This is a genomic window from Solibacillus daqui, from assembly GCF_028747805.1.
GTDB classification, from domain to species: domain Bacteria; phylum Bacillota; class Bacilli; order Bacillales_A; family Planococcaceae; genus Solibacillus; species Solibacillus daqui.
In genome coordinates, this window is the sequence record NZ_CP114887.1 from 3,578,551 (window position 1) to 3,605,328 (window position 26,778).

Here is a 26,778-nt window from a genome sequence, read left to right on the forward strand (position 1 = left end):
AAAGAAGGCTTTAGTTAATTATCGCTCACTTTTATTATCCTTAGGTGCTACATAAAACGCCGCGACAAGTGCTACAATGACTACTAAGAACGGTGCAAAAAATATTAAAAATTCAAACATCATCCATTCCTCCTACACATGCTCGTCACGTGCCCCTTCTACATAATCCTTATCAAATACAAATAGTTTAAACAATAAATATAGCGATGGAACAAGTAGCGCCGCACCTAATATAAAGACAATAATAAGCGCAATCCCCATTTCATGATTCGTAACACTGTCATGAATTGTTAAGTACGGATACAGTAAATATGGATAATGCGAAATACCATACGCAAAAAACGCAAATGCAAACTGCGTAAATAATAAAATAATCGCCATCCCATAACTTCGCTTCATCCATATTAAATAAGTAGTAATTAAAAATAGCACACCTGAAATTGCAAACAGCCACCATACATCTATAATGCGTTCAAAGCGAAACGGATTATGCCCTTTAAATTCAATGATTATCCCGATAGCCGCAATTGCAAGTGGCGCCGACCAAATGAGTGCGTATTTACGCATTAGATTTGCTGCATTTTTGTCGCCCGCTTTATGCGCATACCATGTTAAAAATACCGCCGAAATATACAATACTGCGACAATACTCAGCACAACAATACTCCACGTCAACGGACTCGTAAATAACTCCCTATAACTAAGCTGTGGCACACCCCCAACCATTTCCACATAGCCACCTTCTGAAATCGTCAGCACGACCGACAACGAGGCTGGAATCAGAAGCCCTGCAATGCCGTAAGCCGTCGCATAACCTTTATGCCCTGCCACACCATACGATTCAAACGCATAATAGGCACCGCGAACAGATAGTAATATTAGCGAAATACTGACGGGTACTAACAATATTGTTCCGTAATAATAGGCCGTTTGTGGAAAGAAGCCGACAATCCCAACAAAGAAAAACACTAGGAATACATTCGTTACTTCCCATACAGGTGACAAGTAACGTTTAATCACACTACTCAAAATATCCGAACGATTTGTCAACACACTGTAAGCATTATAAAAGCCTGCCCCAAAATCAATCGAAGCAATAATGACATAGCCAAATAAAAACGCCCATAATACACAAATACCAATCAGTTGCAATGTCATCTTACACATCTCCTTTCGAAGAGCGTTTGGCAATTTCTTTTACGATTGGATTGTTTTTAAACATACGATGTAGCGTCACAATGCTACCAACCGCTAAAATGAAATATAAAATAGAAAACAGTATGAGCATTAGCTCCACATGATCACTCGTCGTTGCCCCTTCTGCTGTTGTCATGTAACCCCGTAAAACCCATGGCTGACGTCCAACTTCAGCTAACCACCAGCCTGTTTCAATCGCAATTACTGATAAGGGTCCACCTAAAACAACGATAAAACGAAACCATTTTGAACGAATAAATGACCACTTGCGCCAAATGGCGAGTAAATAAATAGCTGAGATAAAAAGCATAAACATCCCTATCATCACCATAACATCAAAAAAGTAATGAATATAATATGGTGGGTGTTCTTCCACAGGAAATTGATCCAGTCCAATTACTTCTGCGGTAGGATTACTGTGCGCTAACACACTAAGAATGTAGGGAATTTCTATCGCATACTTTATTTCTCCATCATCCAGAACCCCAAACAGTACAAGCGGGGCATTTTCACTCGTTTCAAAATGCCATTCTGCTGCCGCAAGCTTTTCTGGTTGGTACTCCGCTAAATACTTACCTGAGAAGTCGCCAATAATGACGGTCGCCACTGTAAAAATAAAGCCTAATTTCATCAGTAAATACAACGCTTTTTTATGATAGATATGATTTGAGCCGCGCATTAATTTATACGCTGCAATCGAGGCTAATATAAAAGCACACGTCATATACGCTGTTACGAGCACATGGGCTACCTTTGTTGGCATCGCAGGGTTGAACATGGCCACAAGTGGTTGAATATTAATCAATTGACCGTCGACCATATCAAAGCCTTGTGGCGCATTCATAAACGCATTCAAAATCGTAATAAACATCGAAGACATCGAAGCACCAATCGCTACAGGAATCAGTAATAATAAGTGCTTCTTCTGATTTTCGAAGCGATCCCATGTGTATAAGTAAATACCTAGAAATATTGCTTCAAAGAAAAATGCGAATGTCTCCAAAAAGAGTGGCAACGCAATGAGCTGTCCCGCCACCTGCATAAAATTCGGCCAAAGTAACGAAAGCTGTAAGCCCATTACCGTCCCTGTTACAACCCCAACAGCAACGGTAATTACGAAGCCACGCGCCCAACGTCTCGCCATTAAAATGTAATGTTCATCATTATTTTTAATGCCAACCCACTGCGCAATCATTATGAGAATTGGTACTCCTACCCCAAGCGTCGCATAAATAATATGAAAAGATAACGTAACTTCGGTTAATATACGACTCCAAAAAACAGCAGACTCGTTCATCGGAAAAAAAATCCCCCTCAACAATCATGTCATTATCGTTACTATACCCAACTAGTCTGCATTTGAACGGATTACATGAACAAGAGCAAAAAACCTGCAAGGAATAAAAATCCTCACAGGTTCACATAAAAACTATTCTATTACATTGATTTCACTTATATCATTTAATGGCACAAATACTTCAATATGGCGCTTTAAGTTTTGGAAGGTAGCTGGAACATCGCCACCGTACTCGCCATCTAAGTTTAAGTGCACATCTTCTTCTGAAGTTACCTCGACACGACTTGCTTTACGATAAATCAAGCGCTCATCTGACAGGTGCTCTCCACGCAATGCTAAAGAAGCAATACGAATGAAATCAGCAATATTACATTCCTTTAAAATCATGACTGTAAATAAACCATCATTAATCGATGCGTCTGGCGCGATTTTTTCGAAGCCACCTACAGAGTTTGTTAAACCACATAAAAACATCATCGCATTGCCTTCAAATTCTTCGCCGTCCATTTTAATATTCATATGTGTTGATTTAATAGAAGGAATCATTTCGATTGCTTTTAAATAATAAGCCATTTGTCCAAGTAAGGTTTTCATTTTGCTTGGTACTTCATACGTTAATTCCGTAATACGGCCGCCTGCAGCGATGTTAATAAAATAACGATCGTCATTTAATAGCCCTACATCTACTGGAATCGTTTGACCGCCAATAATGATTTCTAACGCTTCCTCAATATTACGCGGGATGTGCACGGCACGAGCAAAATCATTTGTCGTACCCATTGGAATTAAACCGACCTTTGGACGCTTTTCACATTGACTAACACCAGCCACCACTTCATTTAATGTACCATCTCCACCAACTGCAATGACCACATCGAATTCACGTTTTACCGCTTCAATCGCTGCCTTTGTTGCATCTCCAGCACCAGTTGTGGCATGACAAGATGTTTCGTAACCTGCGATTTCAAGTTTTTCTAATACTTCTGGTAAATGTTTTTTAAACGCTTCACGACCAGAAGTGGGATTATAGATTATTCTCGCTCTTTTCATAAGTTTTATCATCCTGATTTATAATATTTTTCATTCTGTTCAAAGTATACTGTTGTTTGATTTTGAAAAGCAACAAATCATTCTCTCCTTACTCGCCTCTCAAAACCTAAAAAGTTCTTACTATATTATATAGTAAGAACTCATAGTAAAAAATAGGATGTTTTGACTTAAATTTATAGAGATGGTGCTACTTTTTGTTTGAATGATTCGTAGACATAATTCCATAGCTTTGCGTCTTCTACATATTGTGCACGCATTTTTTCGTAAATGGCTTTTTGTGCCTCATCAAATGTCGGGTCCTCTTTATCTGGTAAAGTTGCACGAAGATCCATTACTAGTTGCTGTAATTCAGGTGCACGTGGACCCCAAGTTGTCGTAACTTCACCTGCTTCATTTAAAATTAAGTACATTGGAATTGCGCGACCACCGTTTGTTAAATAACGGTCAATTAAGTCCGTATCTGCATCACGAAGCGCTGTACGTACTTCTACATCAGCAGCTTCTGCAATTTTTCGGATAATTGGGTTATTAATCATCGCATCGCCACACCAATCTTCTGTAATTGCTAGAATATGCACATTTGCTTGTTTTAGTTGCTCGATAAACACATCGTCGTTAGGTAAAGTAAAGCGATCATAAATCGTAAAACTTTGTTCCTTTAGCTGCGACATATCTTCCATATAATCTCGCATTGCCTTACTTTCTTCATAATATTGTTGTTCTTTTTTCATAATATAACCACCTTTTTATTTCTTTCTCCTAATTTTGCACTATTTTTAGAAAAAAAGAAAGTTAAATGTGTCTAAATTGTTAACTAAATAAATAATTCTAAATTTTCAATACAAGATACCTTAAGTAGAATTTTAGATACATATACGACAAGATTTTTGTAATTTCGATTTATTGTATTTATATCGATCTTTAATAACATAAAATTAAGAATTTTAACAATTATTTGATTTTTTAATAAAAACAATAAATTAAATCTATTATCTTTTCTTAGTAAAATTTTTCTGATATATTGTAGTAACGCATCAAAATATTATCAGAAAATTGAGTATACATCATTTTCTAGGGGGTTTTTAGAATGAAACACAAGAAAAAAGTCGCACTTACTGCAACAGCTCTTTCATTATCAGCAATTTTAGCAGCATGTGGTGCAGAAGAAGAAAAAAAATCAACAACATCGTCAACTGGTGATGAAGAAAAAGAATTAAACCTATTAATCACATCTGAGCCACCATCATTACACCCACAATTAGCTACAGATACTACTTCAGGTGCTATTTTAGAAAACACATTTGAAGGTTTAACAACACTGAAAGACGGCGTGCCAGAATTAGCTGCTGCTGAAGACTATGTTGTTTCTGAAGATTTATTAACTTACACATTCACTATTCGTGACGCACAATGGTCAAATGGTGAAAAAGTGACTGCTGAAGACTTTGCTTACGCTTGGTTATGGGCATTAAATCCAGAAAACGCATCTGAGTATTCTACAATCCTTTACCCAATTAAAGGTGCAGAAGCTTACAACAACGGTACTGGTACTGCTGAAGAAGTTGCTGTAAAAGCAATCGACGAAAAAACATTAGAAGTAACATTAGCAGCACCAACTCCATATTTCTTAGAGTTAACTGCTTTCAAAACGTTCTACCCTATTCATAAAGCAACAGCCGAAGCAAATCCAAAATGGTACACAGAAGCTGATTCATATGTAGGTAACGGTGCATACACACTTTCTACTTGGAATCACTCTGGTGACATCGTATTAGAAAAAAGCGAAAATTACTGGGATGCTGAAAATGTAGCAATCGACACTGTAAACGTTGCAATGGTAGAATCTGAAACAACTCAAATGACTATGTTTGACGCTGGTGAAATTGATTTCTTAGGTGCTCCATACGGCACAATTTCACTTGATGCTATCGATCGTTTAAAATCAGAAGATAAATTAAACGTAACAGACCTTTCAGGTATTTACTGGTACAAATTCAATACAAAAGATGAAGTAATGCAAAACGAAAACATCCGTAAAGCATTAACATTAGCAATCGACCGTGAAAGCTTAATTTCTAACATTGTTAAAGGTGAAAAACAACCAGCATTAGGTATCGTTCCTAACTCTGTAGCAGGTTTCGGCGATGACGAAGGTTACTTCCAAGATGCTAACATCGAAGAAGCGAAAAAATATTTAGATGCTGGATTAAAAGAATTAGGCTTAGCAAGCCCTGCTGATTTAGAAGTAAAAGTTTCTTATAACACATCAGAAGCTCACTCTTCTATCGCTCAATTCATCCAACAAGGCTGGACTTCTAACTTAGGTATTTCAGTTAAATTAGACAATGCAGAGTGGCAAGTATACTTAGATAAATTAAATAACGCTGATTATCAAATTGGTCGTCTTGGTTGGTCAGCCGACTACAATGACGCTTACTCATTCTTAGAAATGTATAACTCAGCTACAAACGGTAATAACCAAACTGGTTGGTCTAGCGAAGAATATACAAACTTATTAAAAGCTTCTACTACTGAAACAGACGCTGCAAAACGTACTGAATTATTATTACAAGCTGAAAAAATCATCATGGACGACATGCCAGTTGCACCGATTTACTACCAAACAAACTTATTCATCAAAAATGATGAAGTAGAAAACATGGAACCGGATGCATTAGGTCATGTCAACTTAAAATTCGTTGACGTTAAATAATTTTCATTATTCTTGGTAAATACAAACCGTATTTGCTTCATATAAAGGAGCTGACCTAAAAGAATTCATTTTTAGGTCATGCACCTTCATGATTTAGCTATCCGCTTAATGCGGTTCTTCTGCGATGGTCAAATAATTTTTTACCATCCTCAGTGCAAAGGGATTACCCGGAATTCAATCCAGGTAATCCCTTTCACTCTATATAAGAATATTCAAAATAATAAAAAAAGGAGGTTAGGACATTGCTTAAATTCATAATTAAACGATTACTTTATATCGTACTCGCAATGTACTTAATTATTACAGCGACGTTCTTCTTAATGCAATTAGCACCAGGTAGCCCGTTTGCAAGTGAGCGTGAATTACCGCCTGCAATTGAAGAACAATTAAACGCCAAATATGGTCTGGATAACCCTTGGTATATCCAATATAAAGACTATTTAGTAGATACAATTACTTTTGATTTTGGTGAATCAATGAAGTATAAAGGGCGCTCAACAAACGATATGATCTCCGAGAGTTTCCCTGTTTCTCTTGCATTAGGTTTAGAAGCAATGATACTAGCCATTGGCCTTGGGATTTTACTAGGAGTTGTTTCGGCGCTCTATCACAATAAGTTCCCAGATTATGCAGCAACAATCATTGCAGTCTTAGGTATTTCGGTGCCGTCATTCATTTTAGCCGGCTTACTGCAATACTACTTAGCATTCCAAGCTGGTTGGTTCCCAGTAAGTGGGTGGAAAGGTTTTGCGTATACAATCTTACCTGCATTTGCAATTGCAATTTCGCATGTTGGTTTCATCGCCAAGCTGACTCGCTCTAGTATGTTAGAACAAAACAACTCCGAGTACGTAAAATTAGCGCGTGCAAAAGGCCTTGGTAAATGGACGATTGTTTTCAAACACTCGCTACGTAACGCGTTATTACCAGTCGTAACTTATCTTGGTCCATTATTTGCTGGGGTTATTACTGGTAGTTTCGTTATCGAACAAATCTTTGCCGTACCAGGACTTGGTCGCCACTTCGTAACATCAATTACGAACCGTGACTACACAGTTATTATGGGTACGACAGTATTCTATTCACTAATTTTATTATTTGCAGTTTTAATCGTCGATATTTTATACAGCGTAATCGACCCTCGTATTAAATTGAAAGGAGCGAAAAAATAATGGCTCAAAACGAACAGCAAATTCCAAAAGTTTCACCTGATATGTTCGAAGTGGTTGGCCGTTCTGAAAATACGGACGCATTATCGAAAAAACAAGTGTCTTATTGGAAGGAAGTATTTTATCGTTTCTCTCATAACAAATTAGCAGTATTAGGCTTATTCTTATTAGCGATTATTGCAGGCTTTGCGATTTTCGCGCCGATTTTCTCATCTTATTCGTATGAACAAAACGTTGGTTTATACAATTCTGCCCCTTCTGCAGCAAACTGGTTTGGTACAGATGACCTTGCGCGTGATATTTACGTTCGTGCTTGGGAAGGTGCTCGTATTTCTTTATTCATCGGTATTACTGCTGCGGTGATTGACCTAATCATCGGTGTTTTATGGGGTAGTATCGCAGGTCTTGCAGGCGGACGCGTAGATAACATCATGATGCGTATTGCCGACGTATTAACAGCTATTCCATACTTATTAGTTGTAATTATTTTACTTGTAGTTATGGAGCCAGGTTTAGTGCCAATGATTATCGCCCTTTCGATTACGGGTTGGGTGAACATGGCACGTATCGTACGAAGTGAAGTATTAAAAATCAAAAACCAAGAGTATGTGCTTGCTGCTCGTACTTTAGGTGCAAACCAATGGCATATTATTAAGCGTCACTTAATCCCTAATGCTATGGGTGCTATTTTAGTAACAATGACAATGACAATTCCAAGTGCAATCTTCACAGAAAGTTTCTTAAGCTATTTAGGTTTAGGGGTACAAGCTCCTCTTGCCAGCTGGGGTACAATGGCCTCTGAAGGTTTCAAAGCACTTCAATCTGCACCATGGCGATTATTGTTCCCTGCATTCTTAATCTCGATTACAATTTTCGCATTTAACGCAGTTGGGGACGGCTTACGTGACGCACTTGATCCGAAATTACGTAAATAAGGGGAGCGTACACTATGAAGAAAAAAGTATTAGAAGTAAATGACTTACGTATTAATTTCAAAACGTACGCTGGTGTTGTACAAGCCGTACGTGGCGTTAGCTTTGAACTATATGAAGGCGAAACGCTCGCAATTGTTGGTGAATCTGGTTCTGGTAAATCGGTAACAAGTAACGCCTTAATGAAATTAATCCCTCAGCCACCTGGTATTTATGCCGGTGGTGAGATTAAGTTCAACGGTCGTGATATTATTCCATTAACAGATAAAGAAATGATGAACGTGCGCGGGAACGATATCGCAATGATTTTCCAAGATCCAATGACGGCTCTTAACCCAACAATGCGTATTGGGAAGCAAATTACTGAAGTTATTTTAAAGCATAAAAAAGCAGCTTCAAAAGAAGAAGCAAAAAAACGTGCGATCGAGCTACTTGATCAAGTAGGGATTCCATTCCCTGAGCGCCGCTACAAAGCATACCCACACGAATTATCAGGTGGTATGCGTCAACGTGTTGTTATCGCGATTGCACTTGCAGCAGATCCAAAACTATTAATTGCAGACGAACCAACAACTGCACTTGACGTAACAATCCAAGCTCAAATTTTAGAGCTGATGAAAGACATCCAAAAGAAATCAAATACGTCGATTATTTTCATCACGCACGATTTAGGTGTTGTAGCAAACGTAGCTGATCGCGTTGCAGTTATGTATGCGGGTCAAATCGTTGAGTACGGTACAGTAGAAGATATTTTCTACAATCCAAAGCACCCTTACACATGGGGCTTACTTGGTTCGATGCCAGACTTAAACAATTCTACGGATGAGCTACTAATGGCGATTCCTGGTTCACCACCAAACTTAATCGATCCACCAAAAGGCGATGCGTTCGCAGCTCGTAACGATTTAGCGATGAAAATCGACTTTGAAATGGAGCCGCCAATGTTTAAAGTATCAGATACACACTTTGCAAAAACATGGTTACTACATCCAGATGCGCCACCAACTCCACTTCCTGATGCGGTAGCACGCCGTATTTCTGGCTATCAACAGGAGGGCAAATAATATGGCTAATAAAATTTTAGAAGTAAAAGGATTAAAGCAATATTTCGGAACTGCGAAAGCACCAATTAAAGCAATTGATGGCATTTCATTTGATGTCTATGAAGGGGAAACATTAGGTTTAGTTGGGGAGTCAGGTTGTGGTAAATCTACAACAGGCCGCTCAATTATTCGCCTTTATGATATTACAGAAGGTCAAATTAACTTTAAAGGTCGCGATATTTCAGAATTAAAATCACGTAAAGACTTGTTACAATTCAACCGTGAAATGCAAATGATTTTCCAAGATCCATACGCATCACTAAACCCGCGTATGACTGCTGGCGAATTAATTGCGGAAGGCTTTGAAATTCATGGTCTTTATAAAAATAAAAAAGAACGCATCGAACGCGTTGGCGAGTTACTAGAAGCAGTTGGTTTAACACGCGAGCATGCAAACCGTTATGCCCATGAGTTTTCAGGTGGTCAACGTCAACGTATTGGTATAGCACGTGCACTAAGCTTAGATCCAAGCTTCATCATTGCAGATGAACCAATTTCAGCACTTGATGTTTCTATCCAAGCACAAGTTGTTAACTTATTAAAACAACTGCAAAAAGAACGTGGCTTAACCTACCTGTTCATCGCGCATGATTTATCAATGGTGAAATACATCTCAGATCGTATTGCAGTTATGTATCGCGGGAAAATTTTAGAGCTTGGTTCGGCGGATGAAATCTACAATAATCCAATCCACCCATACACGAAGTCTCTACTATCCGCTGTGCCTCAACCGAATCCTGAGTATGAGCGTAGCCGTGTGCGTATTCCATACAAGCACGTAGAACATGATCCAGCAGCACAAGTAATCGAAGCCCGTCCAAATCACTTTGTCTTCGGTACAGAAGCACAAGCGAAAGAATGGGTTAAATAATTTAGTTTCGATATGATAGAACATGAAAAACTCCTTCACGAGGCAATTGTGAAGGAGTTTCTTCTATATATAAGGCAACTTCCAAAATCGTAGTTTTTTAAATTAGAAAGCTTCTGACGTCGTTTTCGCTTGCATGTGCAATGTTAAGTAGTCAGGGCCACCTGCTTTAGAGTCTGTACCCGACATGTTGAAGCCACCAAATGGTTGGTATCCAACGATTGCGCCTGTACATCCACGGTTGAAGTATAGGTTCCCTACGTGGAATTCATCGCGTGCATATTCTTGGTTCATGCGATTTGATGTAATAACCGCGCCTGTTAAGCCGTATTCTGTGTTGTTCGCAATCGCAATCGCATCTTCAAACGTATCTGCTTTTGTTATCGCGACAACTGGACCGAAGATTTCTTCCTTCATAATACGTGCTTCAGGATCAACATCTGCAAATACAGTTGGGTTCACGAAGTAGCCTACTGTATCGTCTGCCGTGCCACCAGCAACTAGGCGCCCTTCCTCTTTACCAATTTCAATATATTCGCTAATTTTTTTGAATGCCGCAGCATCAATTACCGTTGCCATGAAATTTGATGGGTCAGCTGGATCACCGATTGTTAGAGACTTTGTTAACTCTTCTACACGGTTTACCACTTGGTCGTATACATCTTTTACAATGACAACACGTGAACATGCCGAACATTTTTGACCTGAGAAGCCGAATGCTGATTTCACGATTGATTGTGCTGCTAATTCTAAATCTGCTTCATTATCGACAACGATTGTGTCCTTACCGCCCATTTCAGCGATAACACGTTTAATCCAGATTTGGCCTTCGCTTAATACAGAAGCTCGTGAGTTAATGCGTAAGCCGACATCACGAGAGCCCGTGAAGCTGATGAAGCGTGTTTTTGGGTGATCTACTAAATAGTCCCCTACTTCTGCACCGCTACCAGGTACATAGTTGACAACGCCTTTAGGTAAACCTGCTTCTTCAAGCACTTCAATAAATTTATACGCGACAACTGGAGTCGTTGATGCTGGTTTTAGTAATACCGTATTCCCAGTGACAACAGCTGCTACTGTAGTACCCGCCATAATTGCGAATGGGAAATTCCACGGTGAAATGACAATACCAATCCCTAAAGGAATATAGTCATAACGGTTATATTCATTTGATCGGCTTTCTACCTTACGACCATCTTTCATTTCTAACATTTGGCGACCGTAGTATTCTAAGAAATCGATTGCTTCTGCTGTATCTGCATCCGCTTCATTCCATGGCTTCCCTGCTTCTTTCGTTAACCAAGCAGAGAACTCATGCTTGCGTCGACGAATAATTGTCGCTGCTTTGAATAATACGTCTGCACGAATTTCAGGCTTAACTTTTTTCCATGATTGGAATGCCTTATCCGCTTCTTGCATCGCTTTTTCAGCTAGCTCCTGTGAAGCCTTTGATACAGAACCGATAACTTCTGTTTTTTTCGCTGGATTGTACGATACAATTTTGTCTTCTGTTGTGATGCGCTCTCCACCAATAATAAGTGGATATTCTGCGCCTAGTTGTGACTCTACTTTTTTCAACGCTTCTAAATATGCTTGCTTGTTTACTTCTACCGAAAAATCTGTGAATGGTTCGTGCTTATAGTTAATCATTTATCCATTACCTCCGATATAAGGTGCATTATTTTTTTGCATTATAAGATATTACTTAATTCGAATTATGCAATATTTTATTGCTTTTTGCAATATTTTTTCTTAAAAACAAAAAATCTCTTATTCATGCTAAAATAATGCTAAGGGGGTTACACCGCATGAAACAGCTAGATATTTCTAGTGTCTTTGAATTTATGATTGAAAAAATTGAAACAGGGCTTTGTGCCATAGATGAAAATGGACGTGTGATTGTTTACAACAAAAAAATGCGTGGACTAACTGGAGAATCGCTTGAGCAAATTACACAGCGTTTTCTATCACAATCACTCGATTTTAACTTAGAGCAAAATATGCTACAAAAAGTGTTAGCCTCTGGTCAAAGTTTTAAACATGTTAAGCAGACATTTTGGAATGCACACGGTGAAGAAGTGACCACGATTAGTGACTACTATCCTTATACCCTTAACGATGGTACACAAATCGCGATTCAATTGTCACGTGATATTACACAACAAGAGTTCTTAATGGATCGCCCTCTAAGTCGTTACGGTGCACCATTAACATTTGATATTATTACTGCAGTCTCAAAATCGATGAAGCAAGTCATTCAGCAGGCAAAAATTGCAGCACTTGGCCGAATCCCTGTCATGTTAGTCGGTGAATCAGGAACCGGGAAGGATATGATTGCAGAAGGTATTCATCACGAGCTACAAGAAAAAAATGAGCGATTCGTAACACTCATTTGCCGTCGTAACGAAGAAACACTGCTTGCACAAATTGAAAAGTATATTGCCGAAGAAAAAAATTACACGTTTTTTGCAGAGCGCATCGATTTTTTATCGAGCCTAGCACAAGAACGAATTATTAAGTTATTGGAAATGCATAATGACCGCAATCATGTATTTGTTGCTAGTATTGGTGAAGATCCGATTGATCTAATTCAGCAAGGGCGTCTTTCGAAAAACTTATATTATTTGTTTTCGAATTTAACGATTCAAGTACCAGCACTTCGTGAACGTCGCGAGGACATTAAGCCCTTTATCGATGACTATTTTGCGCGCCGTCGCAATGATTACGGCATGTTTGTAAAAGGACTTGTTCCAGAGGTTGAGGAAATTTTCTTAACTTATGACTGGCCCGGAAATCTGAAGGAACTTGAAGTGCTGCTGGATGATATTAGCGCACTACTAACAAACGAAGAATACGTAGAAATGTCACATATTCCAGCATACTTTAAGTGGAAGCTAAAACAAACAGAGCCTGCTTATACAGAAGTTGAGCAACTTTTTGATTTTTCACAGCAGGAATTACAGCCACTTGATGAATATATGCGCAAAGTTGAAGATCATTACATTAGCCATGCCCTTCAACTTAACGGTGGTAACATCTCGCAAACCGCAAAAGCATTAGGCATTCATCGTCAGGGCCTACAATATCGATTAAAACGCAAATAGCTTTAACTTGCTTCAGCTGGAGTTCAAATACCAGCTGAATAGAGAAACTCTGACTAAAAAAACTCATCGCAATTGAATAATTGGAAAATTATTAAGCAATATTGTTGAAAAAGACCCCTGTTGACAAGGGGTCTTTTTCATTTTCCATCTATGCACTATTATTTTGCACATATCAATATTTCCGTTTTACTAAGCGATTTTTAGCATTAAAAAGATATTTCAATAAAATTTTTTAGCCCACAAACCGTTGGTATGACTTAATTTTCATTTTTCACAAACCTTATTCCGCTCAATTTCTATTTCCATTTTTAATATTTTTGTTTTATACTCTCCTCAATGTTAATAAAAACAATTCTTTCTCAGGAGGAGAACTTAAAATGTCATTAAAAGATTTTTTTATCGCACTTTCTGAAAATCAAACTTTAAATTCTGCAGCCCAAAAATACGGTTATCAACTTGGGGCGCAAACTGTCGTTGCAGGTACAAATATCGATGAGGTTGTAGAAAGCATTAAGGCATTAAACGCTCAGGGTATTGCTTGTACCGTTGATAATTTAGGTGAATTTGTATTTGAAAAAAGTGCTGCACTTGCTGCAAAAGAGCAAATTTCAACTGTGATTGAACGCATTCATTCGGAAAATTTAGATGCCCATATTTCACTAAAACCATCACAATTAGGCTTAGATATTGATTATGATTTCTGCTACGAAAACTTAAAAGACATCGTTGCATTAGCAAATGAATATCAAATTTTTGTTAACTTTGATATGGAAAACTATGCGCGTTTACATCCATCATTTGAGCTATTAGAGGCACTTCACGCAGAATATGGGAATGTCGGAACTGTTATTCAAGCGTATTTCTTTGAATCTGATGACAACGTTGAACGCTTTAAAGACTACCGTTTACGCTTAGTTAAGGGCGCATACAAGGAAGATCCATCTGTCGCGTTCCAAGACAAAGTAGACATTGACCGTAAATTCATTGCTCAAATTGAATACCATTTACTACATGGTAAATTTACGTCAATCGCGACACATGATCATAATATAATTAATCATGTAAAACAATTCGTAAAAGAGCACAACATTCCGAATGAAAAATTTGAATTCCAAATGCTTTACGGCTTCCGTACAGATATGCAAGTAAGTCTTGCAAAAGAAGGGTTCAACTTCTGTACATACGTACCATTTGGACAGGACTGGTACGGCTACTTTATGCGTCGTTTAGCAGAGCGCCCTCAAAACATCAATTTAGTAACGAAACAAGTATTTAACAAAAAAACAAACACATTTTTAGCTGTAGCAGCTGGGGCATTTTTATTAGGTCGCTTAACAAAAAAGCGTAAATAATCGCTTTAGGTGCTACGATATATTGCATTGACGGAGGACTATTGGTTCATGCTAAACTTAGCAGAAAATTATCAATAGAGGAGCTGTTTTTATGTCGGATTACAGTTATCAATTATTAGCAATTATTATTTACATGATTGCTATGCTTGGTATTGGCTGGTATGCGTTCCGAAAAACAAGCAACTTAACGGATTATATGTTAGGTGGACGTGGACTTGGTGCTGCGGTAACAGCTTTAAGTGCTGGTGCTGCTGATATGTCAGGTTGGCTCTTAATGGGGTTACCTGGTGCCATATACGTATCAGGTCTTGTAGAGGCATGGATTGCCATTGGTTTAACGATTGGTGCTTATTTAAACTGGTTACTAGTAGCACCGCGCTTACGTGTTTACACACAAGTAGCCAACAATTCAATTACGATTCCAAGTTATTTAGATAATCGTTTACGTGATCACACAAAATTATTACGTATTGCTTCAGGGATTATTATTTTAGTATTCTTCACGTTTTACGTATCGTCAGGTATGGTTTCTGGCGGGAAATTCTTTGAAAGCTCGTTTGGTATGGATTATCACACTGGGCTATTGTTTGTATCGGCCGTCGTTGTTGCATACACATTATTTGGAGGATTTTTAGCAGTAAGTTATACGGATGTTATTCAAGGGCTTATTATGGTAATTACGCTTATTGCGGTACCTGTTGTTGGAGTGTTTTTGACAGGTGGCATTGGTGAGACCGTAGATTCAATTAAAGCTGTTAATCCAAATATGCTTAACTTAATTCCCCCTTCTGCAACAGCTGCCGTTATTATTTCATCGTTAGCTTGGGGACTTGGTTATTTCGGACAGCCCCATATTATTGTACGCTTTATGGCTATTGCTTCGGTAAAAGAAACGAAATCAGCACGTCGTATTGGTATTGGCTGGATGATTTTCAGCTTACTTGGTGCACTTGCAACAGCGCTTGTGGGGGTTGCTTATTTCCAACAGCAAGGTACGGAATTAAAGGATGCCGAAACAATATTTATCGTATTAGGACAAATTCTATTCCATCCTTTCATTGCAGGGATTGTATTAGCAGCCATTTTAGCAGCCGTTATGAGTACGATTTCTTCTCAATTAATCGTAACAAGCTCTGCGCTCATAGAAGATATTTATAAAGCGCTGTTCAATAAAACAGCAGACGATAAACACTATGTGTTTTTAGGTCGTGTAGCGGTATTACTTGTCGCCATTTTTGCCGCAATTGTCGCTTGGAATCCTGAAAACACCATTTTAGATCTTGTTGGATTCGCGTGGGCCGGCTTTGGTTCTGCATTCGGTCCAATTATTTTGTTATCGCTTTTCTGGCGTAAACTCACAAATTACGGCGCTCTAAGCGGGATGGTTGCTGGTGCAATTGTAGCGTTTTTTTGGGGACGTACAGAAAGCCTTTCAAGCATGTTATACGAAATCGTACCGGGCTTTATCGCCTGTCTTGTTGTAGCGGTTTTTGTAAGTATGTTTACGTACAAGCGAAACACTGAAATCGAAAAAGAATTCGATGAAACACTGCGTATTTTAAACGAAGAACGTAACTAATTATGTGAACTAGTCTCTCCTGTAGAGACTAGTTTTTTCGTTATAATGAAAATAAATTGAACGTTTTTTAAAACTGCTGCGTCTAATCGACAAAGGAGGAATAGATGATGGAAGAGATGCTTTTGAAATTGAAATTACCTATTTTAAATAAATGAAACCTTTACAGTTTGTAACCGTATTGATTAGTACTACATTTTAAGGAGTGGGCGCTATGTTAGTAGTTACAACAAACGCAATCGAAGGAAAAACAATTGAAACGTATTACGGTATCGTATCAGGTGAAGCGATTATGGGCGCAAACATTGTACGTGATATTTTCGCATCTGTAACAGATATTGTTGGTGGACGCAGTGCTTCTTATGAAGATAAATTAGCAGAGGGCCGCAAAATTGCGCTAGAAGAAATGCAAGACCGCGCGCGTAGCTTAGGGGCAAATGCCATCATTGGTGTGGATTTAGACTTTGAAACATTGCGTGAAGGCATGATGATGTGTGTTGCAACAGGTACTGCTGTAACAATTCGCTAAGTGCTCAAACATAAGTGGCAAGAAATTAAGCTAAACTTTAATCTAGCAAAACGCATTTCTTCGATCCAGCTACTGAAAAGCGTATTCGTTAGACGAAGAGAAATTAATTTCTTTCTATTCAAAAATCACCATTTTCGATTTTGAAAAATGGTGATTTTTTGTCTTGTTTAAATCTATTAAATTTATAGTAGCGCTGCACCGATTAATCCTGCATGGCCTTTATTAATACTCGCTTGTACGCGCCCTTTTTTATGATCAAAAAACGGTAGCGTAAAACAATTATCTACTTCTTGTGCAATTTCACTCACCATTTGCGGATGATGGTTCATCACACCTCCACCTAAAACAACGACATGTGGATCGAGTAAAAGTATAAAACTATGAATCTTTTGTGCAATTTCTTGTTGCCACTGCTTAATAATTGGAACAACCTTGTCGTCCTGCGAATAATAGCTCTCAAAAAATTGCTGAAGTGTATCTGTACGATTTGTTTTTTCTTGTAGCCACTTTGTTAACCCCGGGCCTGCACATACGTCTTCAAAAAAAGCACCCTTCTTCGTTAACGAAAAGCCGACCTCGCCAGGAATGCCCGCACCTCTTAAAAATTTGCCTTCGTGAATGGAGCAGCAAGCAATCCCTGTACTAACCGTTAAATAGATTAGCGTTTCCTGCTCAAAATGACGAATTTTATATTCGCCATTCGCGGCTGTCATCATATCAGTTTCCATTCTTATTAAAGCGTTTGGATACGCTTCCTGTAAACGAGCTACTAATGGAAAGTCCCTCCAGGGTAAGTTTTGCTGATAAACAACCATTCCTTGTTGTAAATTTAAAATGCCAGGAAGTCCAACCGCAACTTTTACAATTTCCCCTTCATGTCCTTGCAAAAGTTCATTGAATCCTTCAATCATCGCCTCAAATAATGCTTCTGATTGTTGAGGGCTTGCGATTTCTAACTCATTAATCAACTTTTCGGGTTGCTCTTGCTTCGAAATTGCTAATGCTAATTTTGTGCCTCCAATATCAGCGCTTAGTATCCACATATTCATCCACCTGCTTTACGAAAACTCCATAATTTTTCCAAACAGAATACCCTAATTTTTCATAAAAAGCAATTAAATCTGTCCAATCGATAAATAATGTAGTCTTATTTCGTTGCTGTAAATAATATTCTGCTGCCTCTACAACGGCTCTGCCTAACCCATATTTTCGATAGTGCTCATTAATCCCTAATGGACCAATTCCACCTAAATTTCCAAATTGCTCTGCCCAATTATAATTTGGTCCCTTCCAAGCGCTTTGTTCATCATTTATGCGGCAAAACCCAACAATTTGCCCTTCCCATTTTACGACGACATAATCTCGACCCGTGCCACCTTTAGCAAAATAGTCATGTGCTTCGAATGTCCAACGTCCAGGGAAAGAATTTGAAATAAAATCTAGAAATTGCTGTTGTTCCTCTGGTTGTAATAAAACAAATTCGGCTTTTTCCTTTTGAGGAAGTGCTTGTGGATCCGTTACCGCTCTTGTAAAGTCCACACTTTCAACAAGCTGTTTAAAACCAAATTTTTCAGCAAACGCTACGCCTGCTTGTTGCGCCAGTGGAATTCCACATAGTAAATGTCCTAAATCGCCACCAATTTGAATTTTCGAAACCCCCATTTCAATCAGTGCCTGCTCGGCATGCTCATAAAGCGCGGTTGCAATTTTTTGCTGACGATAATCTGGATGCACAAGTAGCATTTGAATCCAACCATGTGCTTTATTTAATTCCACACCATACGTATCGTGCCAGCTTTTTGCAATGACAACACCAACCACTTTGTCATCTTGTACTTTAACAGCACTACCTTCTTGTAAAACATAAGGTGATTGCCATGTATTTTGATCAAATAAACGCGTTGTTAATAGAAAATCAGGTAAGCATTCATTCCATAAATTTAAAATCTCTTCATGAAATTCTTTCGTTAATGGCTTTAACAAATTATTTCCCCCCAAACGTTTCTTCCATCCGGCGAATCGGATCATCTACTATAACTCCATCCCATTCAAAGATATGCCCCTGTTGTACTAACTGTTGCTTTATTTCCTCATATGGTAATTGTTGAACTGGTTTTTGTGCTTGCATTGCCTGTGCTGCAATGGTTCCAGCTACTTGGCCAAGCATCATAAATACCGGCTCCATTCGAATCGAACCATAGGCAATATGCGATGCACTGATGCAAACAGGCACTACTAAATTTGTACATTCCTCCTGCTTAGGTAAGAGCGCACGCAAATCAATCGCAAATGGCTTTACTGGAATTTGAATATCCCCTTCATTCACAACACGCCCATTTAATACAACGCGACGACAGTGATGAGAGTCCATATGGAAAGACGCAACGGCAATCGGTTGCTCACAATGTATTCGCCGAAGCGCATGATGCTCCGTCATACAATAATCTGCAATCATTCGACGCGCCTCTCGAATATACAATTGTCTTGGCCAATGATTCGTTTCAATAAATTCATCTGCCGCTAATCCCCATTGGTTCACTTCTTGTTGAACAGTCCCCGGCACTTCTTCATCCGTTGCTAAAAAGTATAATAATCCGGCTACATACGTGACATGTTGCTGAAAAATTTCTTCACGTAATGTATAGCTGCCATCTGGAAAGGCATAATTCATACCGATAAAATCCGTTGAAAATGCTCCGTGATTATTTAAATCGGTTTTGCCGTTCATTAATGTCGTATGAAGCTTCATTGCGTCCCAATGTCCCGCTTGTAAATAACGCAATAATAACTCATAATGCGAGCGGTTATAGCCGTTTGGTTTAGGAATTGGGACTTTATTGTTCTTTGTTAAACAGATTCGGAAGTTATAAGCTTGAATGCGTTTATCTCCTGCACCATTTAGTTCCGTTACTTGTTCGTTCGCAATGCCATACAATAAACCACTATTCGGATTCCCTTCTTCTTGATAAGGATCAATATAACTTTCAAATTTATGATGCTGTGTCCCAAACTGCACGCCATTATAAATTTCTTTATACACGATACTTGCTTCGCGGCCAACAATATATGAAACTTTAGCATGTGCGAGTAAATCTCCTTCATAGCTTGCATCGATGAATTGCTTTGCCTCATAGGTTGTCCCATCGGTCATCGTAATTTGATGAATCGCTTGATGCTCTTTCACAACGCTTTCAATAAATTGCTCAGTTTGCACATCAATTTTAAATTCTGTTAACCATTTTTTAAAGATTCCCTCGGCTACATGTGGCTCAAAGCGTACACATTTTTCAACCTGATAATGCGCGGCGATTTCTTCATAAAATTGCTTTGCCAAGCCCCCTAATGCGTCTTCAGCTCCTAAGTCGGTTGCTCCTAAGCCGCTCGTTGTCATTCCGCCAATAAAGCGACTACATTCAGCAATTCGTACGTCGAAGCCTTGCTTTTTTAACGTAATAGCTGCTGTAATTCCTGCAGGAGTTGCTCCATATATTAAAACCTCTTGTTTCAAATAAAGTGACCGATGTTCTTTTTCGCGATAATAATAAACGCAATCCCACATTATAATGCCTCCCAGCGTTCCTTCGTTATACGCACAACTTCTTTTAAAGCTTGAGCATAATGTTGTAAAGGTGCTTCTGGACTTGCTTGCTCGATGACTTGTTCAACAGCCGTAAGCATTTGAATAACGTCCGATTTTGCTTCTGGATTTTTCGCTTCCACGACACGGCTAGGGAAAAACTTTGCATTGAATTGACTATTTTGTCCAAGCTGATGCTCGATTTGCTGTGCGAACTGTTGCATAGACTCTGATAAAAGATGTGGTATCGTTTCAAGTCCTTCCCACAATGAACGGGCAAATACAATATTATTTAACTGCTGGTATTGCTGATAATCATAATTTCCCATATGCGCTTGTGCTTTTGCCACTTTATGCAATGGTACAACCAAGTTCACCATGCCATCACAGCCTAGCTCTTCATAACGGTCAACATCTACTGCAATTTGTTTAAATAGTAATGGGAATAATTCGCTTAACATGAAATGATCACTGTAGTATTCAAACACCGTAATGGATTTTTCAGTTGCTTGTCGCCAATCCTCTAAACTTTGCCAAGCACGTACATCGCGTTCAGATTCATAGCTTTTTGTATAATCACGTCCCCAATACGCATATAAAATATCCGTTGTGCCTACTCGCTGTTGTTTTCGTTCAAGCATTTCCCAGCTTAATCCTGCATTATAAACGATGTGCTCTACATCCACTTGTAAGCCAACCTGTTGTAAAGCTAGTTGTACTTTTTCTGCAAAGGCAATATAGCGAGTTAAAAATTGAACAGCTCCCTCTCCTATTGCCCCTACATCTTCTGGCCATAAGGAAATACGGCGAATTGCTGGCTCGTTTTTGCAATACGAAACAATGAGTTCAATTACTTGTTGTTGTGCCTGCTCATCTTGTAAAAAATCATGGTTTTTTATCGCATGAGCCGTTGTAAATTCTGTTTCTTCACCAATTAAGTCATTGACAGCACCATCTGCAGCTGCTTTGCCCGTTACTTGAAGTCCTCTAGCTTTTGCAATTAAATAACGTAGGCTATGTCCACCTAATGTTACTTCAATGCCGCGCTTTCGTATGTCTTCAAAAAGCGCGTCCTTCACTTCATCCCATAAGAAAAATGTGAAAAATACTTCATTTAATCCATTTTTCGTTCCAACATCGAGCATACTTTTTAAAAATGGTACATCATCAATCGTTTCAAACACATTCCCACGACGTGTAAATCTCGGCTTGCCCACATATACGCCGTCAATCCCAACCGCTTCAATCGTTTGCTGCTTCTTTAAATCAAGGAAGAGAATCCCTTCCACCTTTTCAATAAAGCGATACACCCCATACAAAATGGCACGACTTGAATTGCCTCGAATAACATATTGATTGTCTTGCTGAATCATTTCAAAGTGATCATCTGTTAGTCCCATATCAACGTATTCAAAATGAACTGGTTTTTCACCTGTGTAATAGCTGTTTAATTCAGTTAACGCAAATTGTTCGATTTCATTTTGAATTTTAATTGATGTGTTCATATGCTCTATCCCCTTTGTTGTTATTTCTCGTAATTCAACAAAAAGGATACTCTTAACGGAGTACCCTTTTCATTTATTTATACAATTACTGCTTGCTTTTTAGCGTTCGATTCATAAGCTGCCAATGCAATTTCTAAGGATTTCAATCCATCATATCCAGAAATAAGTGGCTTTCTTCCTTGTTGAATAGCCTGTAAAAAATCAACGATTAATTCAAAATCTGTATTATTTCCACTATATAAATGCGTGATCGATTTTTCGCCTTTACTATATAAGTTTAGCTTTTCATTAAATACATCGACTTTACGGGTTGCTTTCGTTCCGATAATTTCAATCATGACATCGCCCCAAGTCGGAAATTGTGGAAAGCGTGACCAACTCGCATCATGTGAAGCAATTACACCATTTTCAAAAACAATGGTCATAATCCCTGCATCATCGGTATCAAGCTCGGTAAAGTAACGATTTGCAAACGCACTAACTTCGGCTACTTCACTATTTAAATACCAGCGCATAATGTCTACCATATGCACGGTATGGTCCAAAACAGCTCCTCCACCCGCTAATTGCTCATCGATAAACCAGCCGCCCGGATTTTGGCCACGATTTGTAGAACGTATCGCGACAATATCTCCAAGCTCTCCTGCTTCAATCGCCTGTTTGACATCTCGAATTGCCGCACTGTAACGCACAGGATAAGCAATTGACAGTTGCACCTCATTTTGATCACAAACTGCAATCATATCCTTTGCATCTTCAACTGTTGTAGCAATCGGCTTTTCACATAAAATATGCTTTTTCGCCTTTGCAGCCGCAATAACCATTTCTTTATGCAATATATTTTCACTACATACGAGCACAACATCAATTGGTTGCGCTAAAAATAATTGAATATCTGTAAAAAAAGGTACCTCATATTGCTCACTCGCCTGTTGACCACGGTTGTTATCCGTATCATAAATCGCGGTTAATGTTGCCCCAGGTATCCTTTTAATCGCATCGGCATAGCTTGTTGCATGAATGTGTGCAAAGCTCATAATCCCAATATTCATCACTGTTCACCTCGTTGTAGTAACGCTTGAATTTTTTTTAGCTTTTCATCATAGCTCACGTCCCAAGAAATCGCATGTTCAACAATTGCCTCAACATGTTTATACAGATTATGATTATTGCTTGAATCCCCTGTCATTTGGGCACTATCAAACTCCACAATATGTTGGTGACTGCTCCATTCAAATTCAATACGCGCTTCGCCATGCATATATTCTAAATGAGCCATAATTTGCTCTCCGAATTCACACAGCACGATGACATATTTTGTAGCACCGATTGCATTGGAACGAACCTTGATGTTGCGAACAGGACCGTACCATTCCTCTAAAGCAAGCAAGTCCTCTTCAATTGGAAAGGCATTTTCTGTTGTTCGGCGAATCCGAATTACACCTTTTACAACATCATGTGCCTTTAATACTTGATACAGTTGAAGCGCAAATGAATACGACCATAAATCAAAGTAAATGAAGCCTTCATGTTGCAACAACGAAAATGGTTTATATGCCTCTGTAGTTGGTTGCTTTAAAATCGTAATGGTATTTGGCTCATGTCGAATTTCAGATGTAAAGTTGTACAATGGTGAGTGCATTAAAATTTGTTCGTTATTTGGTAATACGATTTGTACCATTTCATCACCTACAATTTAATTTCTTGTCCCGTAGCGGCTGATTCATAAATCGCTGTTAACATTTTCATAACGGCCACACCATCTTCTACTGGAGAGATGGGTTGCTTGCCCGTTAGACAACAATCCACAAAATGATGGATTTCGTTCGTGAAAGCACCTTCAAAATCAAAACCAAGCGCATCAATTTGCGGCGTAATGTTTAGGATTGTCTCATGTCGTTCTTGTACAATTACTAACTTAGGCTCAATTTCTGCGCCACCCTTTTCTCCGTAAAGCTTTACCGATATTTCATCTTGCTTTGCCTGCAATGTAAAACTCACATCTACAAATAAAGAGGCACCATTTTCAAAACGAATTAATGCATTCGATAAATCCTCCACATCATTCAGTTCTGCATTATAATCTGCTGCTTTATAAAACGATAAATTTTCGATATGCGCACGATTTCCTAATTTCTTATATGTATTACCTGAAACAGAAATCGGCTTTGGCTTGCCCATCAAGTACCAGCAAAGATCGACCATATGCACACCTAAATCCATTAGTGGGCCACCACCTGATTTTGATACATCGCTAAACCAGCCACCAGGATTCCCTAATCGGCGCAAGCAAGAAGCTTTTGCATAATAAAGTTCCCCTAATTCATTGGCATCAATAAACTTCTTTAATACCCCAACATTCGTGGCAAATCGGCGTACATAACCTACTTGTAAAATTTTATTCGATTTTTTTACAGCCTCTTCAATGGCATAGGCTTCATCCATACTGATACTTAAAGGTTTTTCAAGTAATACATGCTTACCGCTTTCTAATGCTTTAATGGCAAGCGCTGCATGAGAATTATTCCATGTACAAATGCTAACTGCCGCTACTTCTTCGTTTGCCAATAATTCATCAACATTTGTATAAAGCTTTGTCACTTTATACTTTTCACCTAACTGATGTAATCTGTGTTCATTTTGGTCACAAACCGCTACTAGCTCTACTTCTGGATGTGCAGAATAAGGACCTAAATGAAATTCAGAAATCGAACCGCCACCAATAACGCCAACTTTCAACATGTTAGTTTCCTCCTGAATAGTCGAGAACAGCCGTTAATGCTTCACTCGTTACTAATTTTTCATAGACGCTTGCCGATTGTTCAAATGGGATTTGTAATTGAACAAAATCAGAAACATCAATTGCTTCTCGTTCTAACAGACGAATATACGCAGCTAAATTGCGTCCCTCTGTCCAACGCACATAATGATATGGATAATCGATTGCCTCTTTTTCGTAGCGAGCATCATAACGACCAGGGCCACCAGCGCGAGAAATTGTAATAATTGCTTCTTTTGCAAAAAGTTGTTCTCGATTAAATTCGGGTTCTACATCTCCAACAATGACAATTCGTCCCTGTTTACGCACCCATTCTAAACTTCGGGCTGTTGTTTCTGAATGCTTCCCACCTGCGCAAAGAAGAACGGCATCTACACCTTGTCCATTTGTAAATTTTTCAATATGTTGCTCCATTTGTTGTAAATCTGAAAAAACTTCAATGCCAGCTATATGTTGTAGCATCGACGCACGTTTTTCATTAGGTTCATAACAAATGACATCATAGCTTGCCGCAGCACAAATTTTAGCAATCATTTGACCAAGAACACCTAGCCCAATTACAACAATGGATTCACCAAATTGAAGCTGCGCCTGACGAATCGCATGAATCGCAATCGTACCATGTGCGGCAAATGCTGCATGCTTTAAAGCTACGTTTGGCGGGCATTTCACAACAAGTGTTTGCGGAACAGCTAACAGTTCCATATGGCCAACATACGGTGCACCGTAGCACGCAACAACATCTCCAACTTGAAACGCTGTAACAGATTGGCCAATTGCTTTGACAACGCCAACCGCACTATAGCCTAGCTGTCGGACACCTTCTTTACTTCCTTCAATTAACAATTTTTCTGTGCCGGGGGAAACGGCTGTATAGCGCGTTTCAACTAGTACCGCTGAAGGAAATAATTCTGGTTGTTCAATTTCTACTAATTTTGTCATACCATCATGTGCCTGTAGCGCTTTCACATTACTCACCTGATTTCCATTTTGCTAAATTCGCTTTGACAAAGTCATCATCATGTAAGTGTGGGTACATTTCATATACGCGTGTAATTTCTTCTGCCTGCCCCTCACTTAACACTTCATGATCCGCTAAACACCAATTGCCTTTTAATAGTCCTTGTCTCGTTAGCACTTCATTAATCCCTGCAATACTGCCTTTAAATCCATTCGCTGGATCGAAAAATGCAGCATTTGCATCCGTTACTTCGATTGCTTTTGTTAACCATGCTGAATAAATTTGATCATTTTCGCGCGCTGCTTTAATGTCTTCAAAATAGTGTACAGCGGTTTTCGCCCAAACAGACCAATGCCCTAATAAACCGCCAACAATTCGTTTTTTCACCGTTTCACCATTAATTGTAAATGCATATTCCGACAATAAATCAACAAGGATATTGTCATCATTTCCTGTGTAGAGTGCAATTTCATCGCGACGTTTGCTGCAACATACTGCACGTACAACATCCAATGTTTGATAACGATTGAATGGCGCCATTTTAATCGCACAAACATTATCGATATTCGCCAACTCTTGCCAAAATTGATACGTAAATACACGTCCACCAACAGATGGCTGTAAGTAAAATCCTACTACTGGAATAATTTTTGCAATTTCTCGTGTGCGCTCCAATAGTTGTTGTTCTGTTAAATGAGCTAAACCTCCCATGCTTAATAGCGCTAAATCATAGCCTAAATTTTTTAAAATCATTGCCTCTTGAATCGCTTGTTCTAAAGGTCCACAAACGCCTCCAATTTTAATGAAGGAATCTGGTACATTTGCTTTCTTCATTTCTTCAATCGCTAATGTTAGAACACGCTCATATAAATTGAACTGTGGATCACGAATTTCAAACTGTGTAGTATGAACACCGACAGCTAAGCCACCAACACCTGCATCAATATAGTATTTTGTTAAAGCGCGCTGACTTACTTCGTCTAACGATTTATCTTCGTTTAATGCGAGTGGATGAGCGGGAATAAACGCACCATCAAACAATGCTTTCTTAACTGCTTCATTCATA

The 26,778-nt window shown here is 38.8% G+C and carries 24 protein-coding genes; 9 read left to right on the top strand and 15 right to left on the bottom strand.

Annotated elements, in window-relative coordinates; translation table 11 throughout:
- Positions 1–18 precede the first annotated feature (18 nt).
- From cydS to O7776_RS17600, 5 genes are all read right to left on the bottom strand, one after another.
- Positions 19–120, bottom strand: a complete 102-nt coding sequence (gene cydS / locus O7776_RS20395; RefSeq protein ID WP_420802130.1) for a cytochrome bd oxidase small subunit CydS family protein — start codon at positions 118–120, stop codon at positions 19–21.
- A 12-nt stretch (positions 121–132) separates the two neighbouring features.
- Entirely contained in the window at positions 133–1,158 is a 1,026-nt protein-coding gene (locus O7776_RS17585; protein ID WP_274308228.1) for a cytochrome d ubiquinol oxidase subunit II, read from the bottom strand.
- 1 nt (position 1,159) lies between these two features.
- Entirely contained in the window at positions 1,160–2,494 is a 1,335-nt protein-coding gene (locus O7776_RS17590) for a cytochrome ubiquinol oxidase subunit I (protein ID WP_274308229.1), read from the bottom strand.
- A gap of 132 nt (positions 2,495–2,626) precedes the next feature.
- Entirely contained in the window at positions 2,627–3,544 is a 918-nt protein-coding gene (locus O7776_RS17595; RefSeq protein WP_274308230.1) for a diacylglycerol kinase, read from the bottom strand.
- Between the two features lie 173 nt (positions 3,545–3,717).
- Positions 3,718–4,275 (bottom strand): thioredoxin family protein, encoded by a 558-nt coding sequence (locus O7776_RS17600; protein WP_274308231.1) that lies wholly within the window; start codon positions 4,273–4,275, stop codon positions 3,718–3,720.
- Positions 4,276–4,631: 356 nt separating this feature from the next.
- Here O7776_RS17600 and O7776_RS17605 point away from each other — a divergent pair, with 356 nt between their 5' ends.
- The 5 genes from O7776_RS17605 (at position 4,632) to O7776_RS17625 (ending at position 10,332) form a co-directional block, all read left to right on the top strand.
- Positions 4,632–6,257, top strand: a complete 1,626-nt coding sequence (locus O7776_RS17605; RefSeq protein WP_274308232.1) for a peptide ABC transporter substrate-binding protein — start codon at positions 4,632–4,634, stop codon at positions 6,255–6,257.
- 242 nt (positions 6,258–6,499) lie between these two features.
- A complete protein-coding gene (locus O7776_RS17610; protein ID WP_241370286.1) occupies positions 6,500–7,429 on the top strand; it encodes an ABC transporter permease in 930 nt (309 codons plus the stop codon).
- Complete coding sequence (locus tag O7776_RS17615; RefSeq protein WP_274308233.1) at positions 7,429–8,361, top strand: ABC transporter permease; 933 nt, start codon at positions 7,429–7,431, stop codon at positions 8,359–8,361. Before O7776_RS17610 ends, O7776_RS17615 begins: the two co-directional genes overlap by 1 nt.
- A 14-nt stretch (positions 8,362–8,375) precedes the next feature.
- Complete coding sequence (locus tag O7776_RS17620) at positions 8,376–9,422, top strand: ABC transporter ATP-binding protein (RefSeq protein ID WP_274308234.1); 1,047 nt, start codon at positions 8,376–8,378, stop codon at positions 9,420–9,422.
- Position 9,423: 1 nt separating this feature from the next.
- Positions 9,424–10,332, top strand: coding sequence for an ABC transporter ATP-binding protein (locus tag O7776_RS17625; RefSeq protein WP_274308235.1), 909 nt, complete (start codon positions 9,424–9,426; stop codon positions 10,330–10,332).
- Positions 10,333–10,434: 102 nt separating this feature from the next.
- Here the strand turns inward: O7776_RS17625 and pruA are convergent, their stop codons facing one another.
- The gene (gene pruA, locus O7776_RS17630) at positions 10,435–11,979 is read right to left on the bottom strand and encodes an L-glutamate gamma-semialdehyde dehydrogenase (protein WP_274308236.1); all 1,545 of its coding nucleotides are present in this window, start codon (positions 11,977–11,979) and stop codon (positions 10,435–10,437) included.
- A gap of 158 nt (positions 11,980–12,137) precedes the next feature.
- Between pruA and O7776_RS17635 the strand changes: the two genes are divergently transcribed.
- The 4 genes from O7776_RS17635 (at position 12,138) to O7776_RS17650 (ending at position 16,890) form a co-directional block, all read left to right on the top strand.
- Positions 12,138–13,433, top strand: a complete 1,296-nt coding sequence (locus O7776_RS17635) for an AAA-type ATPase lid domain-containing protein (protein WP_274308237.1) — start codon at positions 12,138–12,140, stop codon at positions 13,431–13,433.
- Between the two features lie 377 nt (positions 13,434–13,810).
- Positions 13,811–14,785, top strand: coding sequence for a proline dehydrogenase family protein (locus tag O7776_RS17640; protein WP_274308238.1), 975 nt, complete (start codon positions 13,811–13,813; stop codon positions 14,783–14,785).
- Between the two features lie 91 nt (positions 14,786–14,876).
- Complete coding sequence (gene putP / locus O7776_RS17645) at positions 14,877–16,364, top strand: sodium/proline symporter PutP (protein WP_274308239.1); 1,488 nt, start codon at positions 14,877–14,879, stop codon at positions 16,362–16,364.
- Positions 16,365–16,575: 211 nt separating this feature from the next.
- Entirely contained in the window at positions 16,576–16,890 is a 315-nt protein-coding gene (locus O7776_RS17650) for a YbjQ family protein (RefSeq protein ID WP_274308240.1), read from the top strand.
- Between the two features lie 182 nt (positions 16,891–17,072).
- On the opposite strand, the gene O7776_RS17655 is transcribed toward O7776_RS17650, so the two are convergent.
- From O7776_RS17655 to O7776_RS17695, 9 genes are all read right to left on the bottom strand, one after another.
- Positions 17,073–17,933, bottom strand: a complete 861-nt coding sequence (locus tag O7776_RS17655; RefSeq protein ID WP_274308241.1) for an ROK family protein — start codon at positions 17,931–17,933, stop codon at positions 17,073–17,075.
- A complete protein-coding gene (locus O7776_RS17660) occupies positions 17,914–18,873 on the bottom strand; it encodes a GNAT family N-acetyltransferase (RefSeq protein WP_274308242.1) in 960 nt (319 codons plus the stop codon). The genes O7776_RS17655 and O7776_RS17660 overlap by 20 nt, the downstream gene beginning before the upstream one ends.
- Position 18,874: 1 nt before the next feature.
- The gene (locus tag O7776_RS17665; RefSeq protein ID WP_274308243.1) at positions 18,875–20,449 is read right to left on the bottom strand and encodes an FAD-dependent oxidoreductase; all 1,575 of its coding nucleotides are present in this window, start codon (positions 20,447–20,449) and stop codon (positions 18,875–18,877) included.
- Positions 20,449–21,972, bottom strand: a complete 1,524-nt coding sequence (locus O7776_RS17670; RefSeq protein WP_274308245.1) for a hypothetical protein — start codon at positions 21,970–21,972, stop codon at positions 20,449–20,451. The genes O7776_RS17665 and O7776_RS17670 overlap by 1 nt, the downstream gene beginning before the upstream one ends.
- A 77-nt stretch (positions 21,973–22,049) precedes the next feature.
- Positions 22,050–23,024, bottom strand: coding sequence for a Gfo/Idh/MocA family protein (locus tag O7776_RS17675; protein ID WP_274308247.1), 975 nt, complete (start codon positions 23,022–23,024; stop codon positions 22,050–22,052).
- Positions 23,024–23,653: a peptide ABC transporter substrate-binding protein gene (locus O7776_RS17680; protein WP_274308248.1), complete on the bottom strand. Its 630-nt coding sequence runs from the start codon at positions 23,651–23,653 to the stop codon at positions 23,024–23,026. Before O7776_RS17680 ends, O7776_RS17675 begins: the two co-directional genes overlap by 1 nt.
- Positions 23,654–23,661: 8 nt before the next feature.
- Positions 23,662–24,714 carry a Gfo/Idh/MocA family protein gene (locus O7776_RS17685; RefSeq protein WP_274308249.1) on the bottom strand — a complete coding sequence of 351 codons (1,053 nt, stop codon included), beginning with the start codon at positions 24,712–24,714 and terminating at the stop codon, positions 23,662–23,664.
- A 1-nt stretch (position 24,715) separates the two neighbouring features.
- Positions 24,716–25,729, bottom strand: coding sequence for a zinc-dependent alcohol dehydrogenase (locus tag O7776_RS17690; protein WP_274308250.1), 1,014 nt, complete (start codon positions 25,727–25,729; stop codon positions 24,716–24,718).
- Positions 25,722–26,777 (bottom strand): dihydrodipicolinate synthase family protein, encoded by a 1,056-nt coding sequence (locus tag O7776_RS17695; protein ID WP_274308251.1) that lies wholly within the window; start codon positions 26,775–26,777, stop codon positions 25,722–25,724. Before O7776_RS17695 ends, O7776_RS17690 begins: the two co-directional genes overlap by 8 nt.
- Position 26,778: the final 1 nt, after the last annotated feature.